Annotated in this window: 13 protein-coding genes and 1 pseudogene; 12 read left to right on the forward strand and 2 right to left on the reverse strand. The window is 71.6% G+C overall.

The genetic code is table 11. The features are described 5' to 3' along the window. The 3 genes and pseudogenes from ACWEEU_RS25560 to ACWEEU_RS25570 form a co-directional block, all read left to right on the forward strand. A pseudogene (locus ACWEEU_RS25560) lies at positions 1-283 on the forward strand (hypothetical protein); the annotation flags it as partial. A gap of 60 nt (positions 284-343) precedes the next feature. Continuing rightward, positions 344-973, forward strand: coding sequence for a SigE family RNA polymerase sigma factor (locus ACWEEU_RS25565; RefSeq protein ID WP_451735190.1), 630 nt, complete (start codon positions 344-346; stop codon positions 971-973). A 615-nt stretch (positions 974-1,588) separates the two neighbouring features. Beyond that, entirely contained in the window at positions 1,589-2,314 is a 726-nt protein-coding gene (locus ACWEEU_RS25570; protein WP_451735192.1) for an AraC family transcriptional regulator, read from the forward strand. A gap of 633 nt (positions 2,315-2,947) precedes the next feature. Here the strand turns inward: ACWEEU_RS25570 and ACWEEU_RS25575 are convergent. Next, entirely contained in the window at positions 2,948-3,853 is a 906-nt protein-coding gene (locus ACWEEU_RS25575; RefSeq protein ID WP_451735194.1) for a glycoside hydrolase family 19 protein, read from the reverse strand. A 466-nt stretch (positions 3,854-4,319) separates the two neighbouring features. Between ACWEEU_RS25575 and ACWEEU_RS25580 the strand changes: the two genes are divergently transcribed. Then, on the forward strand, positions 4,320-4,664 hold the full coding sequence (locus ACWEEU_RS25580; protein WP_451735196.1) for a barstar family protein: 345 nt from the start codon (positions 4,320-4,322) through the stop codon (positions 4,662-4,664). A gap of 39 nt (positions 4,665-4,703) precedes the next feature. Here the strand turns inward: ACWEEU_RS25580 and ACWEEU_RS25585 are convergent, their stop codons facing one another. Beyond that, a complete protein-coding gene (locus ACWEEU_RS25585) occupies positions 4,704-6,155 on the reverse strand; it encodes an amidohydrolase family protein (protein ID WP_451735198.1) in 1,452 nt (483 codons plus the stop codon). Positions 6,156-6,367: 212 nt separating this feature from the next. Between ACWEEU_RS25585 and ACWEEU_RS25590 the strand changes: the two genes are divergently transcribed. From ACWEEU_RS25590 to ACWEEU_RS25625, 8 genes are all read left to right on the forward strand, one after another. Continuing rightward, positions 6,368-7,210 carry an IclR family transcriptional regulator domain-containing protein gene (locus tag ACWEEU_RS25590; RefSeq protein ID WP_451735200.1) on the forward strand — a complete coding sequence of 281 codons (843 nt, stop codon included), beginning with the start codon at positions 6,368-6,370 and terminating at the stop codon, positions 7,208-7,210. Positions 7,211-7,301: 91 nt separating this feature from the next. Then, positions 7,302-8,501: a CaiB/BaiF CoA transferase family protein gene (locus ACWEEU_RS25595; protein WP_451735202.1), complete on the forward strand. Its 1,200-nt coding sequence runs from the start codon at positions 7,302-7,304 to the stop codon at positions 8,499-8,501. Beyond that, positions 8,494-9,381, forward strand: a complete 888-nt coding sequence (locus ACWEEU_RS25600; protein ID WP_451735204.1) for a citryl-CoA lyase — start codon at positions 8,494-8,496, stop codon at positions 9,379-9,381. Before ACWEEU_RS25595 ends, ACWEEU_RS25600 begins: the two co-directional genes overlap by 8 nt. Positions 9,382-9,474: 93 nt before the next feature. Beyond that, positions 9,475-10,332, forward strand: coding sequence for a dioxygenase family protein (locus ACWEEU_RS25605; protein WP_451735205.1), 858 nt, complete (start codon positions 9,475-9,477; stop codon positions 10,330-10,332). A gap of 336 nt (positions 10,333-10,668) precedes the next feature. Further along, the gene (locus tag ACWEEU_RS25610) at positions 10,669-13,029 is read left to right on the forward strand and encodes a sensor histidine kinase (RefSeq protein WP_451735207.1); all 2,361 of its coding nucleotides are present in this window, start codon (positions 10,669-10,671) and stop codon (positions 13,027-13,029) included. An 86-nt stretch (positions 13,030-13,115) separates the two neighbouring features. Beyond that, positions 13,116-13,550, forward strand: a complete 435-nt coding sequence (locus ACWEEU_RS25615) for a roadblock/LC7 domain-containing protein (protein WP_199583289.1) — start codon at positions 13,116-13,118, stop codon at positions 13,548-13,550. A 2-nt stretch (positions 13,551-13,552) separates the two neighbouring features. Then, positions 13,553-13,924 carry a DUF742 domain-containing protein gene (locus ACWEEU_RS25620; RefSeq protein WP_385751215.1) on the forward strand — a complete coding sequence of 124 codons (372 nt, stop codon included), beginning with the start codon at positions 13,553-13,555 and terminating at the stop codon, positions 13,922-13,924. After that, on the forward strand, positions 13,902-14,501 hold the full coding sequence (locus ACWEEU_RS25625; RefSeq protein WP_451735210.1) for a GTP-binding protein: 600 nt from the start codon (positions 13,902-13,904) through the stop codon (positions 14,499-14,501). The genes ACWEEU_RS25620 and ACWEEU_RS25625 overlap by 23 nt, the downstream gene beginning before the upstream one ends. Positions 14,502-14,588 lie beyond the last annotated feature (87 nt).

Here is a 14,588-nt window from a genome sequence, read left to right on the forward strand (position 1 = left end):
CGACCCGCGGCCCGTCCCCTCCACCCCGGGCACACACGCCTCCGCCCACACCGACCCGACCCCGGTCCCGGGCGACGAGAACGGCAAGCCGTACCCGCGGCCCGTCCCCTCCACCCCGGGCACACACGCCTCCGCCCACACCGACCCGACCCCGGTCCCGGGCGACGAGAACGGCAAGCCGTACCCGCAGCCCGTCCCCGGCGACGAGAACGGCAAGCCGTACCCGCAGCCCGTCCCCGGTGACGCGAACGGCAAGCCCTACCCGGGTCACACCAGCCACTGAGTCGCCGACCACAGGTGTGGCGGGGCCGGCCCCGCCACACTCCTGATGTGAACGAGGACGATGCAGCTCACCGTTGCCCTGCCCTGGTGGGCCCGGCTCCTGCGCCGCGCCCGAACCACCCCGCCTCCGGCGTCGAGCGCGCCGCATCCCGGCCGACGATTCCGGAACCTGCGTTCGGTGGCCGACCAGGACGGCGAGGAGGATTCCCCCACACTCGCCTATCTGTACCGGACCCGGCGGCTCGACATGGTCCGGCTGGCGGCCTTTCTGGTGGACGACCTGCACACCGCCGAGGACGTCGTCCAGGACGCCTTCGCCGCCGTCTGCCGCCGGCACGGCGAACGGCTGGACAACGTCCAGGACGCGCACGCCTATCTCCATACCGCGGTGGTCAACGCCGCCCGCTCGGTGCTGCGTCGGCGGCGCACCGCGCGCGCCTACACCCCGCCGTACCAGGGTCCGGGGGCGCCGGTCGACGAGCCGCTGCTGCTCGCCGAGGAGCACCGGCAGGTCTTCGACGCGCTGGCACGGCTCACCGAGCGCCAGCGTGAGGTACTGGTCCTGCGTTACTGGTCCGACTTGAGCGAGGCACAGATCGCCGACGCCCTCGGCGTGTCCCGTGGAACCGTCAAGTCGACCGCGAGCCGCGCACTCGCCACTCTGGAGAAGCTTTTGGAGGGGGACCGATGACTGATCCGGCGCCGATCGAGGAACGACTGCGTGCCGCGCTCGAAGCGCGCGGGCGGCTCATCAGTGCCCACGACCTGTCACCGGCCAGCCCGCCCGCCGGACGAACCTGGGGCACTCGCCGGACGCGGCGGGTGCTGTCCTTCGCCGTCGCGGCTGCCGCAGCGGCTGCGGCAGCCGTCTTCCTCCTGCTCTCCTCCAACCCCCCGGACCACCTCCGCCCGGCACCACCCGCACGACAGTCGCACCCCACCGTCGCCCCCACCCCCACCCCCACCGCCCCGAACCCAGAACCTTCCACCGACCCGAACCCGGTGCCCTCCGCCATCCCATCGGCCTCCTAGGAGACATCGGTCTCGCCCGCACCGACACGCGCAGTCCTGACGGGCGACCGCCCCGTCCGCCTCTCTCGAGGTGGCGGACGGGCGGCGCGGGTCGACGGGCAGGTGCCGTCTGTCCGGGCCGACCCGATCCGACAGCCAAATCCTGGGCGAACGACGGTTCTGCTCGTGTCCCCGTGCAGATCACGATGCGCCGTCAGGACCGCCGACTGCTCCACGGCGACACCCCGCTGCCGACCTCAGCGACCGTTCTCCGACAACACCAAGAGGAACCCACGTGCCCGCGTCCCTCGCGTTCGACCTGGCACCGTATGCCGACATCGATGAAGCTCAGTACGTACAACGTGGCTACTGCAGTTGGAGCGACGCGGGCTGGCGATCGCTGCTGGTCCAGAGTTTTGTGCATGTCCGCCAAGTCGAGGACTTTCTGCTGCCCGGAACGTCCGACCTGCATCTTGTGCTGTGCACCGGTGGAGAAGCGATGATGCGGGTCAGCTCCGGAGGGACATCCACCAAGCGGCGTTGGAGGCCCGGCCGACTCGAACTCATGGTGCCCGGCCAGTCGACAGTGCGCAGCTACACAGCGGCGTCGATCATGTCCACCATCCAGGTGCACATACGGCGGACCGATATCGAGCAGGCCGCGCACGGGCTGAAGAAGCCCGCTGCCGACTTCGAGGCGTTGTCTGCCGAACTGAGCGCGGGCGACCCGGTCGTCGAAAACCTTGTCCGGTCCTTACCGGCCAACCGGGACGCAGGGGACCTGTACGCCGAGTCGGCCGCGACGTTCCTCGCGACGCATCTCATGTCCCGGGGCCGTACACCGCGCGTATCCGGACCCGAGCACGCCGCGGTACGCAAAGGCATCGGCATCATGCGGGACCGCCTGGCCGAGCCGCTCACCCTCGCCGAGATCGCGGTCGAAGCGCACCTGAGCGTGTACCACTTCGTACGTGTCTTCCGGGTGGCGCCGGCTGCGTCGAGCACACCAACTGGCAGCTGACCAGTGCGCCCGTCACCCGGCCTTGGTCGGGCCGCTTCCCGGCGATCCGGCCGGGAAGTTCGGCGTTCTGCGCGACCGTCACGTCGGCATCGGATTGAACGCCTGGAAGACGAAACCGACCCGACTGCGCCGCAGTTCCGCCAGTCGCCGCTCGGGCAGCCGGGACACCTCCGTCCCGCCCCAGCAGACGGAACCCCCGCGACGCCGGGTCCGTCCCCGCGAGACAGTGCAACAAGGTGGTCCTGCCCGGACTCCGAGGGCCCCATCAACGCCGTGAACGTCCCCTGGGCGAGGGCCGCCGAGACCCTGCGCAGCGCGTGCACGGCGGCGGTGCCGCGCTCGTGCTCCCGCGATGCAGATCCACCGAGCGGGTGACGGCTCCCTTTGGTTGTCCGCGGTGCCCCTGGGTGTCCGTCGTCGTCTCAGCCATGCGCCCATCCTTGGCGGGCCCGGCACGGCGGTCGATCGTGGCAGCCCGGTTCGGGGGTTCGGGAAACCGAACCCCCGTTCTCGGAGGCGGGTGCGTCGAGCCCGCCGCATCGCCGCCGGTGGGAGTTCTGCCGTGGCTGCGACGGCCCCCGGACGCACCGCGACCGCGGCTCGGGGAGCCGCGGTCGGGGCGAGCGGGACGGGTCAGCAGTACAGGTTGCCGCCGGGGGAGACGCCCAGGATCGACGTGAAGCGCTGGTAGGCGTCCACGCGGCTCTGGACCTGCGCGGGGTTGCGGCCGTCGCACTCCAGGGAGCCGTTGATGCTGCGGATGGTCTGGCCGAAGCCGGCCTGGTTGACCATCGCGTTGTGCGGGGTCATGGAACCGGGTCCGGACTGGGTGTTCCAGTACCAGAGGCCGGTCTTCCAGGCGACCGCCGCGTCGGTCTGCACGAGGTTCGGGTTGTGCAGCAGGTCGATGCCGAGCGCGTCGCCGGCCGCCTTGTAGTTGAAGTTCCAGCTCAGCTGGATCGGGCCGCGCCCGTAGTACGCCGACTGGCCGGCCGGGCAGCCGTAGGACTGGCTCCAGTCGCAGTACGTCGGGTAGTTGGCCGTGTTCTGCTCGACCACGTAGACCAGACCGCCGGTCTCGTGGTTGACGTTGGCGAGGAAGGCCGCGGCCTCCTGCTTCTTCACGGTGTCGCTGCCGGTGTTGGCGAAGCCCGGGAAGGCGTTCAGGGCCGCGACGAGGCCCTGGTAGGTGTAGAACGAGTTCCGGCTCGGGAACATCTGGTTGAACTGGGCTTCGCTGACGACGAAGTTGCCGACGGGGGTGGTCGAACCGCCGTCACAGTTGTACGGGTCCCAGAACCAGGTGCTGATGGTCGGGTCGTAACCCGGGTTGTCGTGCTCGGCGATGTACGTCTTGCCGTCCGTGTAACGGACGATGTCGCCGGTGACGTACGACTTGCCCGCCACCCAGTTGGGGTAGCTCGCGCACGACGCGGCCGCGGTGGCCGGAGCCGCCGACGCGGCCGGGGCCGACATCACCAGCGGGGTCACCGCGAGAGCGAGCGCGGTCAGCGCGGCGGAGACGTGTCGTCTCGACACAGAGTCAACTCCTTTGCAGGAAGCGGCCGTACCCGGGCAGCGTGCAACAACGGGACCGGGATACCCGCGCGGGCGCCAGTGGCACTCCAGTGGCACCGGACAAGGCGCGTGGGGGTGGCCGTGGGGGGTGTGGGCCGCACTCAATCGCATTGGTATGGACCAGTCAAGTCGTCTGTGAACGACAGGGTGAGGATCAGTCAACTCGCGTCCGGTCAAAGGTGCTTGGGCCTGCGGTTATGGGGGTGCGGGTGCTGCCGGTCACATGTCCTCGCGCAGGCGTGTCGCCGCTCCGGTTGCGGGCGGGATGGTTCCGGGGTAGCGCCTGGCCGATCACGGTCGTCGCCCCGTGTGCGCCCGGGGCGGAACCGGCTCCTCGTGAGGGATCGCTCACCGTGGGGCATGATGGGTGAAGCGACCCGTTCCCCGTGTCGGCGGGGAGGACCGGACCCGGCAAGGCGGTACGGACATGCCCACAGCGACTCTCGCCCAGGTGGTCCACGAGGCCGGCTGGAAGATCATCCCTCTCGACCTGGCCGGCGTCACCGACCAGGAGGGATTCATGCAGCGCAGCCTGCCCGCCCTCGGTCTGCCGTCCTCGGCTGCCCGCAACTGGCAGGCGTTCACCGATGCCGCCGGTGATATCAGCTGGGGACCGGAAGTACCGGGCCGACTGCTCATCGTGATCGGCTGGCAGGGTTTCGCCAAGGCCCAGCCGGAGCAGTGGGAGAGCGCGCAGCAGGTGCTGGAGTCCCTGGCCGGAAGGCAGCAGGAGTACGACTCCACGTTGGCGGTCGTCCTGGCGATCGCCTGAGGGGCGGGGTGCCTGATCGCACCCGGACCACGGCGCCCGTCAGCGCGGCCGCGTGCCCGAGCTCCGGTAAGCGGTGTAGGTGTACGGGTTGTCCAGCACCTTCGTCTCGGGCACGTCCGGGTTCATCCCGGCCGCCCACGCGTCCTCTCCGATGGCCGACCGCAGGTACTCCACGCTCCGCTCGGCCGTGCGGCGTACGACGGCCAGGTCGACGCCGACGAGTTGGTGGTCGTACTTCACCACCCGGCCGTTCACGACCACGGTGTGGACATCGCCCCGCTGGGCCTGGAAGACCACGTGGCCATGGGGGTTGAGGAGCGGGAACGACACGGGGGAGCGGTCGTTGCGCAGCAGCACCAGGTCGGCTTTCCTGCCGGGCTCGACGCTGCCGAGGTCGCCGGAGCGGCCGATGGCTCGCGCGCCGCCCGCCGTCGCCCATTCCACGACCTGTTCGGCGCGCAGCGCGGCGTGGGTGACGGTCTCGCCGCGGGCGTGGGCCTCCAGGTGCTCGCGGGCGCGGTCGGCACCCAGCGTGGTGCGCATCGCCGAGAACAGGTCGCCGCTCCACCACACGCTGGTGTCCATCGACAGCGAGACGGGGATGCCGTGCGCACGCAGCGCCCAAGTCGTCGGATAGCCCTGACCCGCGCTCTGCTCGCTCTCGGTGGAGACGGAGACGGAACCACCGGTCGCGGCGATGCGGTGGTAGGAGTCGGCCGAGAGCGTGGAGGCGTGCACGTACACCGTCTCGGGGGTCATGAACCCGTGCTCGTGCATCAGCCGGATGCCGCTGTCGTCGGTGGCGCCCCACACCCCGGCGTGGGTGGTGACGGGGACGCCCAGCTCGCGGGCGGCCTCGAAGGCGGGCCGCTCCGGAAACTCGGGATCTCCCGTGACGTCGAAGGCCAGTTGGAAGCCGAGCATGTCGTCCCCGGTGGCGCGGCGGCGCACGAAGTCGCGGAACTCCGGTGCCGCCGTCCACTCGGCCGGGGCCTGGTGGATGTTGCCGTAGGCGAGGACGAATCGGCCGGGCACCGACCGCAGCGCGTCCACGGCCGCGTCCGCGTGGTCGACCGTCCGCAGCCCGTGCGACCAGTCCACGACCGTCGTCACCCCGGCGTCCAGCGCCTCGACGGCGGACAGCAGGTTCCCGGCGTGGATGTCCTCGGGCCGGAAGACCCTGCCGTGCTCCAGGTAGTACCAGACGAAATACTGGGTCAGCGTCCAGTCGGCGCCGTAGCCGCGCATGGCGGTCTGCCACATGTGGCGGTGCGTGTCGATCATGCCCGGCATCACGATGCCGCCCGCCGCGTCGATCTCCACCGTCCCCTCCGGGACGTCGAGGCGCGGGCCGACGGCGGTGATCCGGTCACCGGTCACGAGGACGTCGGTGCGGGGGAGCACCCGGTGCGCTCGGTCCACGGTCAACACCGTGGCGTCCCGGAAGACGAAGGGGCGTCCCGGGGTGAAGGGGGCGGAGTGGATCGGCACGGCAACTCCCGTTCATCGGCGGGCGAATGGCCTGGTGGACCCCTGTACGCCGTCCGTCCCTCTCCCTGGCTCCGTACAACTATCCGCACAGCGGACAACCGGCCCGCTCCGATGGTGTTCAGCGGGGCGGTGCCGTGTCAATACCGCGTACAGTTCCGCGAGAACACGCCGTCCGGACGACGGACGGCCGCACACGGACTCAGGGGGTTGTCATGCCACGCGAGGGAACCGGGCCCGACTTCATCGAGGCGCTGGCGCGGGGGCTTGAGGTGATCACCGCGTTCCGGCCCCGGCAGCCGGTCATGTCGCTGACCGACGTGGCCGGCGCCACCGGCCTGGCCCGGCCCACCGCGCGCCGCATTCTCCTGACGCTGGCCGAACTCGGCTATGTGCGCCAGCAGGACAACGGCTTCGCCCTCACCCCGCGCGTGCTCGACCTCGGTGTGGCCTACACCCGGTCGATGGGGCTGTGGGATGTGGCCCGCCCCCATCTGGAATGGCTGGTGGAGCGCACCAACGAGTCCTGCTCCATCGCCCAGCTCGACGGCTCCGACATCGTGTACGTCGCCCGGGTCTCCGTCCCCAAGGTCGTCGCCCTCGTGGTGCAGATCGGCACCCGCTTCCCCGCCCTGCCCACGTCCCTCGGCAAGGTCCTGCTGGCAGCCCTGCCGCCCGAGGAGGCGGCCCGTGTCGTCGCCGAGCCCACCCGGTCCGGTCTCGCCCCCGTATGGCAGCCCGAACGCGCCGAATGGGAGGCCGAGTTGCGTGAGGTGCGGGCCCGGGGCTGGGCGATGACCGACGAGCAGCTCGCCCGCGGCATCCGCTCGGTGGCGGCACCGCTGCGCGACGGCTCCGGGCGCGTCGTCGCGAGCGTCAACGTCAACGCGCACGCCGCCGAGACCCCGGCGGAGGTCCTGGTCAACGACCATCTGCCGCTCCTCCTCCAGGCCGCGGGCGAGATCAGCCTCGACTTCGCCCGCCTGGAATCCGTACCCCACACGGTCCGGCGTCCGGAGTCCGGTCTGCCCAACGGATTCTCCCCGGCGCGCACTTGAGGTCGTTACGGCCCCCTTGACGCTCCGACGCCACCGACCCAGAATCCGTGGACGGACGAGGGTCCGTAGAGCGGACAGAGAGGCGAGGCCGATGCCGCGAAGCACCAAGCCGGAAGCCCCGCCCACGACGAACGGCGCGGGCCCGCTCGCCGGAGTCCTGGTCGCGGACTTCTCCCGCGTCCTCGCCGGGCCCTACGCCACCATGCTCCTCGCGGACCTCGGCGCCGACGTGGTCAAGGTCGAGGGACCCGGCGGCGACGACACCCGCACCTGGATGCCCCCGGTACGCGGCGAGGTCTCCACCTACTACCTCGGCGTCAACCGGGGCAAGCGCTCCCTCGTCCTCGACCTGCGCGACGAGGGCGATGCCGAGGCGGCACGTGAACTCGCCCGCCGCGCCGACGTGTTGATCGAGAACCTGCGGCCCGGCGGCATGGCGAAGTACGGACTCGACTTCGAGAGCGTACGACGCGACAACCCCGGCCTGGTCTACGCGTCGATCACCGGGTTCGGCTCGGGCGCCGGACGCGACGTGCCCGGCTACGACCTCATGGTGCAGGCCGTCTCCGGCCTGATGAGCCTCACCGGCGAACCCGACGGGCCGCCGTTCCGCGCGGGGATCTCCGTGTTCGATGTGATGGCGGGCAACCACGCCGCCATCGGCATCCTCGCCGCCCTCCGGCACCGGGACGCCACCGGCGAGGGCCAGTTGGTCGAGGTCAACCTGCTCTCCTCCGCCCTGACCGGCCTGGTCAACCACAGCTCCGCCTACGCGGCCGGTGGCACCGTGCCCTACCGCATGGGCAACGCACACCCCAGCGTCTGCCCCTACGAGCCCTTCCCCACCGCCGACCGCGACCTCGTCGTCACCGCCGCCAACGACGGTCAGTTCCGCAAACTGTGCGCGATGCTGGGCATCCCCGGGACCGCCGACGACCCCCGCTTCCTGCGCAACGCCGACCGCACCGCCCACCGCGACGACCTCCACCCGCTGCTGACCGAGCGGTTCGTGACGCGCGGCGCCGAGGAGTGGTTCGACCTGCTCGTCGCCGCCGGTGTGCCGTGCGGGCCCATCAACACCATCGACGGCGGGTTCGCGCTCGCCGAGCGCTTCGGGCTCGACCCCGTGGTCAACGTGGGGGAGGGCGAGCGTGCCGTACCCACGACCCGGCACCCCATCCGCTTCTCCGCCACCCCGGCCACGTACCGGCTACCGCCTCCCGAACTGGACGAGCACGGAGCGGAGTTGCGTAGATGGCTGACCGGGCCCGAGGCGAACGACCGTGACTGAGCCGCGGTCCGGCCGCGAGGGGGCTCCCGGGCAGACCCCGCGCCCCGCCTATCCCACCGCCCTCGGCGCCTCCGGCCCCGACCGCATCACGCTGCTCGGACACGACCTCGCCGAGGACGTCATGGGCTCGGTCGGCTTCGGGGAACTCGCGTTCTGGCTGGCCGCCCAGCGGCGGCCGACTTCCGGCGAGACCAGGGTGTTCGAAGCGGTCCTCGCCGCCCTCGCGGACCACGGCTTCACCCCCACCGCCATCGTCACCCGCCTCACCTACCTCTCCGCGCCCGACTCGATCCAGGGCGCCCTCGCCGCCGGGCTGCTCGGCGGCGGCTCCCGCTTCCTCGGCGTCACCGAGGACACCGGCCGCTTCCTCCACGACGTACTGCTCTCCCTGGAAGGGGAGTTGCCGACGGACGAGCAGGGCTGGGACGAGGTGGCGGCGAGAACGGTCCGCGAGAGCCGAGCGGCCGGAGCGTTCGTACCCGGCCTCGGACACCACGTCCACAAGGAGGGCGACCCGAGGACACCGAAGCTGATGCGCATCGCGGACGAAGAGGGCCTGTTCGGGCCGCACTTGGCCCTGTTCGCCGCCATCGGCCGGGTCCATCCGGACGTCCTCGGCCGGACGCTGCCCCTCAACGGAGCCGGAGTCTGCGGAGCCGCCCTGGCCGACCTGGGCCTGCCCCTGGAACTCCTGCGCGGATTCGCCCTGCTGGCCCGTACCGCCGGACTGATCGGCCAACTCGCCGAGGAACTGCGCCACCCGGTCGCACGCGACGTGTTCCTGTCCGTGGACCTCAACAACACCCCCGTACCCCCCGACCCGTTCGCACCCGAACCCCTCGCACGTCCCCCGCATCCGGGAGAGCGGCCGGAGGACTGACCCGCGACCGCGCCCCGGCGTGCCGTGAGCCGCGTCGCGCGGAGCCGCAGCGGACGGACGGGCCCACGCGACAAGAGAGGCAGGGCCGCACCCGTGTTCGCCGACGAGGACAACATCACCGAACTGGCCGTCCAGCGCTGGGCCACCGCACACTCCCCGCGCCTGGGCGAACTGATGACCACGCTGATCCGCCATCTGCACGCCTTCGCGGCGGAGGTGCGCCTCACCGAGGACGAATGGGCCGCCGCGATCCAGTGGCTCACCGCCGGCGGCCAGACCTGCGACGACAAGCGGCAGGAACTGATCCTCGCCTCCGACGTGCTCGGACTGAGCATGTTGGTGGTCCAGTTGAACAACCGCTTCGTCCCCGAGGCCACCCCCGCCACCGTCCTCGGCCCGTTCCACATCGACGGATCGCCCACGGTGCCCGACGGGTCCGACATGTCCGAGGGCCTGCCCGGAACCCCGCTCTACATCACCGGAAAGGTCACCGACACCGGAGGCAAGCCCCTCGCGGGCGCCGTGCTCGACGTCTGGCAGGCCGACGCCGACGGCGCGTACGAGGCGCAGATCCCGGAAATGGACGAGGCGCGGCTGCGCGCCAAATACCGTACTCGGGAAGACGGTTCGTACTGCATCCGCACCATCGCGCCGCGCGGTTACGCCATTCCCATGGACGGTCCGGTGGGTGACCTGATCCACCGCACGGACATCAGTTGGTTCCGGCCCGCGCACATCCATTTCCTGATCGACGAGCCCGGTCACCGCAAGCTGATCACCCACCTTTTCCAGGAGGGTGGGGAGTATCTCGACAGCGACGTCGTCTTCGGCACCAAGGACCCGCTGATCGTGCGGTTCACCGAGCACCCGGCCGGGACCGCGCCGGACGGCGACCCCATCGAGGAGCCGTATCTGCACGCCGCGTACGACTTCGTCCTGCAACCCGAGTGAGCGTCGTCCCGCCTCGGAACGCGTCCTCGGACGCAGTGTTCGGCGACGGCGATTTCTGATCGAGTCGGACTGTTTTCTTTTCTCTGTGTCCTGTCTTTCGTACGGGAATTCGACGCGATTATCGGTCTGCCGTACGAAGCCTCATACCAGAGCGGGATGTCGGCCGGGTGAGTTTGTCAACTGCCCATCGGACCGGATGCGCAGGCAACTACCGTGAGTGTCCGTCGGACGACGCGGGGCATTCCCCGGCCCGTGCCGCCGACACCGCCAGGCGTGGTGCCCCTCCCGGGGCGGACCACGCGAGGACAGGCCCGACGGACCAGTACGAGGACGCAGATGTCTCACCTCCGAGCACCGGCCAACCGTGCCGACCGCCGGGAGGGCGGCAGGCACGGGCGACCGGTCGCCCGACCCGCTCCCGCGCTGCCCGAGACGCACATACGACCCCAGCTCATGCGGATCGCCGTGCTCCCGCCCATCGCGGTCGCGCTCGGCGCGGTCGCGGCCGTCGTCTTCTGCGTCCGCTCCAGCCGTGTGCCGGCGAGCCTCGGTCTGTGGGTGGTTCTCGCCGGGGCCCTCGCCGTGGCCGCCGCGGGCATCGCCATCGCGGCCGTGGCCGCCGACCGCGCCGCGCGCTCCGTCGGAGAGCGCGTCGGGGCCCTGCGCCGCGGTGCCGCGCGCGGCGAGGCCGACCTGCGCACGCTCGTCGACGCGCTGCGCAAGGGCGAGGCGCCCCCGCAGCGCAAGCCGCGCCGCAGGCCGCCCGAGGACGCCGACGACTTCGAACTCCTCGCCGCCGATCTCGCCCGCGCGCACGACGGCGCCGTCACCGCCGTCGTGCGCGCCGCCCAGCTCTCCAGCCAGGCGGGCAGCGAACAGAAACTGGAGGTCTTCGTCAACCTCGCCCGGCGCCTGCAGTCCCTGGTGCACCGGGAGATCTCCATCCTGGACGAGCTGGAGAACGAGATCGAGGACCCCGACCTGCTCAAGGGGCTCTTCCACGTCGACCACCTCGCCACCCGCATCCGCCGTCACGCCGAGAACCTCGCCGTGCTCGGCGGCGCCGTCTCCCGGCGGCAGTGGAGCAACCCGGTCGACATGACCGAGGTACTGCGCTCCGCCATCGCCGAGGTCGAGCAGTACTCCCGGGTCAAGCTCGTCCCGCCCATCGACGGCGAGTTGCGCGGGCACGCCGTCGCCGACGTCATCCACCTCCTGGCCGAACTGGTCGAGAACGCCACGGTGTTCTCCGCCCCGCAGACCCAAGTACTGCTGCGCGCCAACCTCGTGACCTCCGGGCTCGCCGTGGAGGTCGAGGACCGGGGGCTCGGTATGCCGGTGGACGAACAGCACCGCATGAACGCCCTGCTCGCCGACCCCGACCAGGTCAATGTCGCCAGCCTCCTCGCCGACGGCCGCATCGGCCTCTACGTCGTCTCCCAACTCGCCCGCCGCCACGGCATCGGCGTCCGGCTCCAGACCAACATCTACGGCGGTGTCCAGGCGGTGCTGGTGATTCCGCAGGCACTGCTGGGACCGGCGCCCGGGATGATGTCCGGCTTGCCGGGGGCTGTCGGGACGGGGACGGGGACCGGGCAGGCCCAGACTCCCTCCGGCGCCGGGGAGTTGACGGCTGCCGCAGGTCGGCCCTCGCCGGTGTCCGGGGCGGCGGCCGGTGACGGGTCCGGGACGGAGAGCGCGCCCGGTGACCCGGCGCGCGTGGAGCGTGGTGCGGGTACGGCTCCCGGGGGAGCGGTCGGCGGTGACGCGGGTCGTGACTCGGGTGCGGGGGAGAGCGGAGGTTCCGGTCGTACGTGGGCTGCCGCTCCGGGGGCTGCCGGCGGAGGTGCCGGAAAGGCGCCGGGTTCCGGGCGGGGTCGGCACGCTCAGGGAGCGAGCAGGAGTGGGGGCACACCGCCCCCGTTGCCCACGCGCGGTGCGCAGGAGCGGCGTCCCAACCCAGCCGAGGCGGTGCCCGGCGTCAGCGCCGAGGACCGGTCCATGGTGGAGGCCAACATGGGCGCACTGCCCACCCCGCGCCTCGGGGCTACGGTGCGCGGCACCATGGAGCGGCCCCGGCTGCCCCGACGGCGCGCCCAGGAACACATCGTTCCCCAACTCCGCGGGGGGCCCGCCCCGCGCCAGGACGGCGACACCGTCGCGGGCCACGATCCCGGCCTGATGGCCGCGTTCCAGCGGGGGATTGGGCTGGCGGAGACCCAGCAGCACATGGCGGCGACGGGGTCCGGCTATCCGGAGGCGCCCTTGGAGGAGGGGGCCGTGGGGATGGCCACGGGGCGCATGGGGCCGGGGTACGTGTCGGCTCCGCACATGGAGGCGGCCCAAATGTCGGCCGACTACATGGCGCCGGCGCAGACGGAACTTGGCTCCACGGGGGCTGGGAGCAGCCACCGGGACGCGGAGCACAGGGATACCCGGCACCTGGTGTCCGGTCACATGGCCGCGGACCACATGGCGGCGCCGCACATGGAGCCGGCGGAGCCGGGGGACATCGAGCCGACACACATGGGGTCGGCGCACATGTCCCGCGACCACACAACCGCCCCCACCCACACGGGCCCGCTTCCCCTCCTCGCCCCCACCGACCCGCCCCCCACCCCCATCGCCGCACCCCCCGCCCCGACCACCCAGCCCCACAGCCCCGACCACCACGACGCGAGCCCCCCGCCCGCATGACGCCGCCCCACCCCAGCCCCGCCACCACCCCGATCCGCGACCTCCGCGCTCCCGCAGACCTTCGTACCCCAAGGAGTCGATCCACCATGGCGAGCGATGCGCCGACCGCCCACGCAACCGACCTCGACTGGCTGCTGAGCGGCCTCGTGCAGCGCGTTCCCCACACCGGCAGCGCGGTGCTCCTGTCCTGCGACGGCCTGGTGAAGTCCGTGCACGGACTCGACCCCGACAGCGCGGACCACATGGCGGCGCTCGCCTCCGGCCTGTACTCGCTGGGCCGCAGCGCGGGCGTCCGGTTCGGCGACGGCGGGGACGTGCGCCAGGTCGTGGTGGAACTCGACTCGACCCTGCTGTTCGTCACCACCGCGGGCTCCGGCACCTGTCTCGCCGTGCTCGCGGGCCGCGAGGCCGACGCCGCCGTGCTCGGGTACGAGATGGCGATGCTGGTCAAGAGCGTCCGCCCGTACCTCGTGACCGCCCCCCGGCAGCAGGCCGCCGACACCCCGGCGACGAGGCATTGAGCGTGACGACGGCCGGCGACGGGCCCTGGCTGGACGACGCCGCCGGGCGACTGGTGCGGCCGTTCACGGTCAGCGACGGGCGCACCGAACCGACCGTCGCCCTGGACCTCATCTCCCAGGTGATGGCCACCGGCGTCGCCCCGCTCGGCTACCTCGGTCCCGAGTACGCCCAGGCGATCGACCTGTGCCGCGGGCCCCTCACGGTCGCCGAGGTCGCCGCGCATCTGAGACTCCCCGCCGCCGTCACCAAGGTGCTGCTCTCGGACCTCGTCGACTGCGGGGCGCTCACCACCAAGCCCCCCGCCTTCCACCACAACCCCACTGACCGGTCTCTGCTGGAGGCAGTGCTCGATGGACTACGACGACAGCTCTGACCCGTTCCCCGCCGCGCTCAAGATCCTGGTGGCGGGCGGGTTCGGGGTCGGCAAGACCACCTTCGTGGGAGCGGTCAGCGAGATCGCGCCCCTCAGCACGGAGGAGCTGCTGACCACGGTCGGCGCGGCCACGGACAACCTCGACGGCGTCGAGAACAAGCTCGAGACGACCGTAGCCATGGACTTCGGCCGCATCACCCTCGACCCGCAGCACGTGCTGTACCTGTTCGGCACGCCCGGGCAGGAGCGGTTCTGGTTCATGTGGGACGAGCTGTGCGAGGGCGCGCTCGGCGCGGTCGTCCTCGCCGACACCCGCCGCCTGGAGGAGTGCTTCGCCGCCGTGGACTTCTTCGAGGAACGCGGCCTGGGCTTCGTCATCGCCGTCAACGAGTTCGACGGAGCCTTCCGCTACGACCCCGACGAGGTACGCGCGGCCCTCGACCTCGGTCCCGGCACACCGGTGGTGCCGTGCGACGCCCGTATCTCCAGTTCCGGCGTACAGACCCTGCTCACCCTCGTACGCCATCTCATCGCCCACACCCCCGCGCCCGTGCCACGCCACAGCGCCCACATGTGACCGCCGCCCATGTACCCCGCCCACTTGTGTGCCGCCCCCGGCCAGATATGCCCCGCCCACATGTGACCACCGCACACAGCCCTGGAG

The organism is Streptomyces sp. NPDC005004, from assembly GCF_053600675.1.

Coding starts and splice junctions, on each gene's coding strand:
- ACWEEU_RS25595 (WP_451735202.1), top strand. CDS start 7,302: ATGCCGCGAAGCACCAAGCCGGAAGCCCCGCCCACGACGAACGGCGCG.
- ACWEEU_RS25625 (WP_451735210.1), top strand. CDS start 13,902: ATGGACTACGACGACAGCTCTGACCCGTTCCCCGCCGCGCTCAAGATC.
- ACWEEU_RS25615 (WP_199583289.1), top strand. CDS start 13,116: ATGGCGAGCGATGCGCCGACCGCCCACGCAACCGACCTCGACTGGCTG.
- ACWEEU_RS25565 (WP_451735190.1), top strand. CDS start 344: ATGCAGCTCACCGTTGCCCTGCCCTGGTGGGCCCGGCTCCTGCGCCGC.
- ACWEEU_RS25580 (WP_451735196.1), top strand. CDS start 4,320: ATGCCCACAGCGACTCTCGCCCAGGTGGTCCACGAGGCCGGCTGGAAG.
- ACWEEU_RS25590 (WP_451735200.1), top strand. CDS start 6,368: ATGCCACGCGAGGGAACCGGGCCCGACTTCATCGAGGCGCTGGCGCGG.
- ACWEEU_RS25610 (WP_451735207.1), top strand. CDS start 10,669: ATGTCTCACCTCCGAGCACCGGCCAACCGTGCCGACCGCCGGGAGGGC.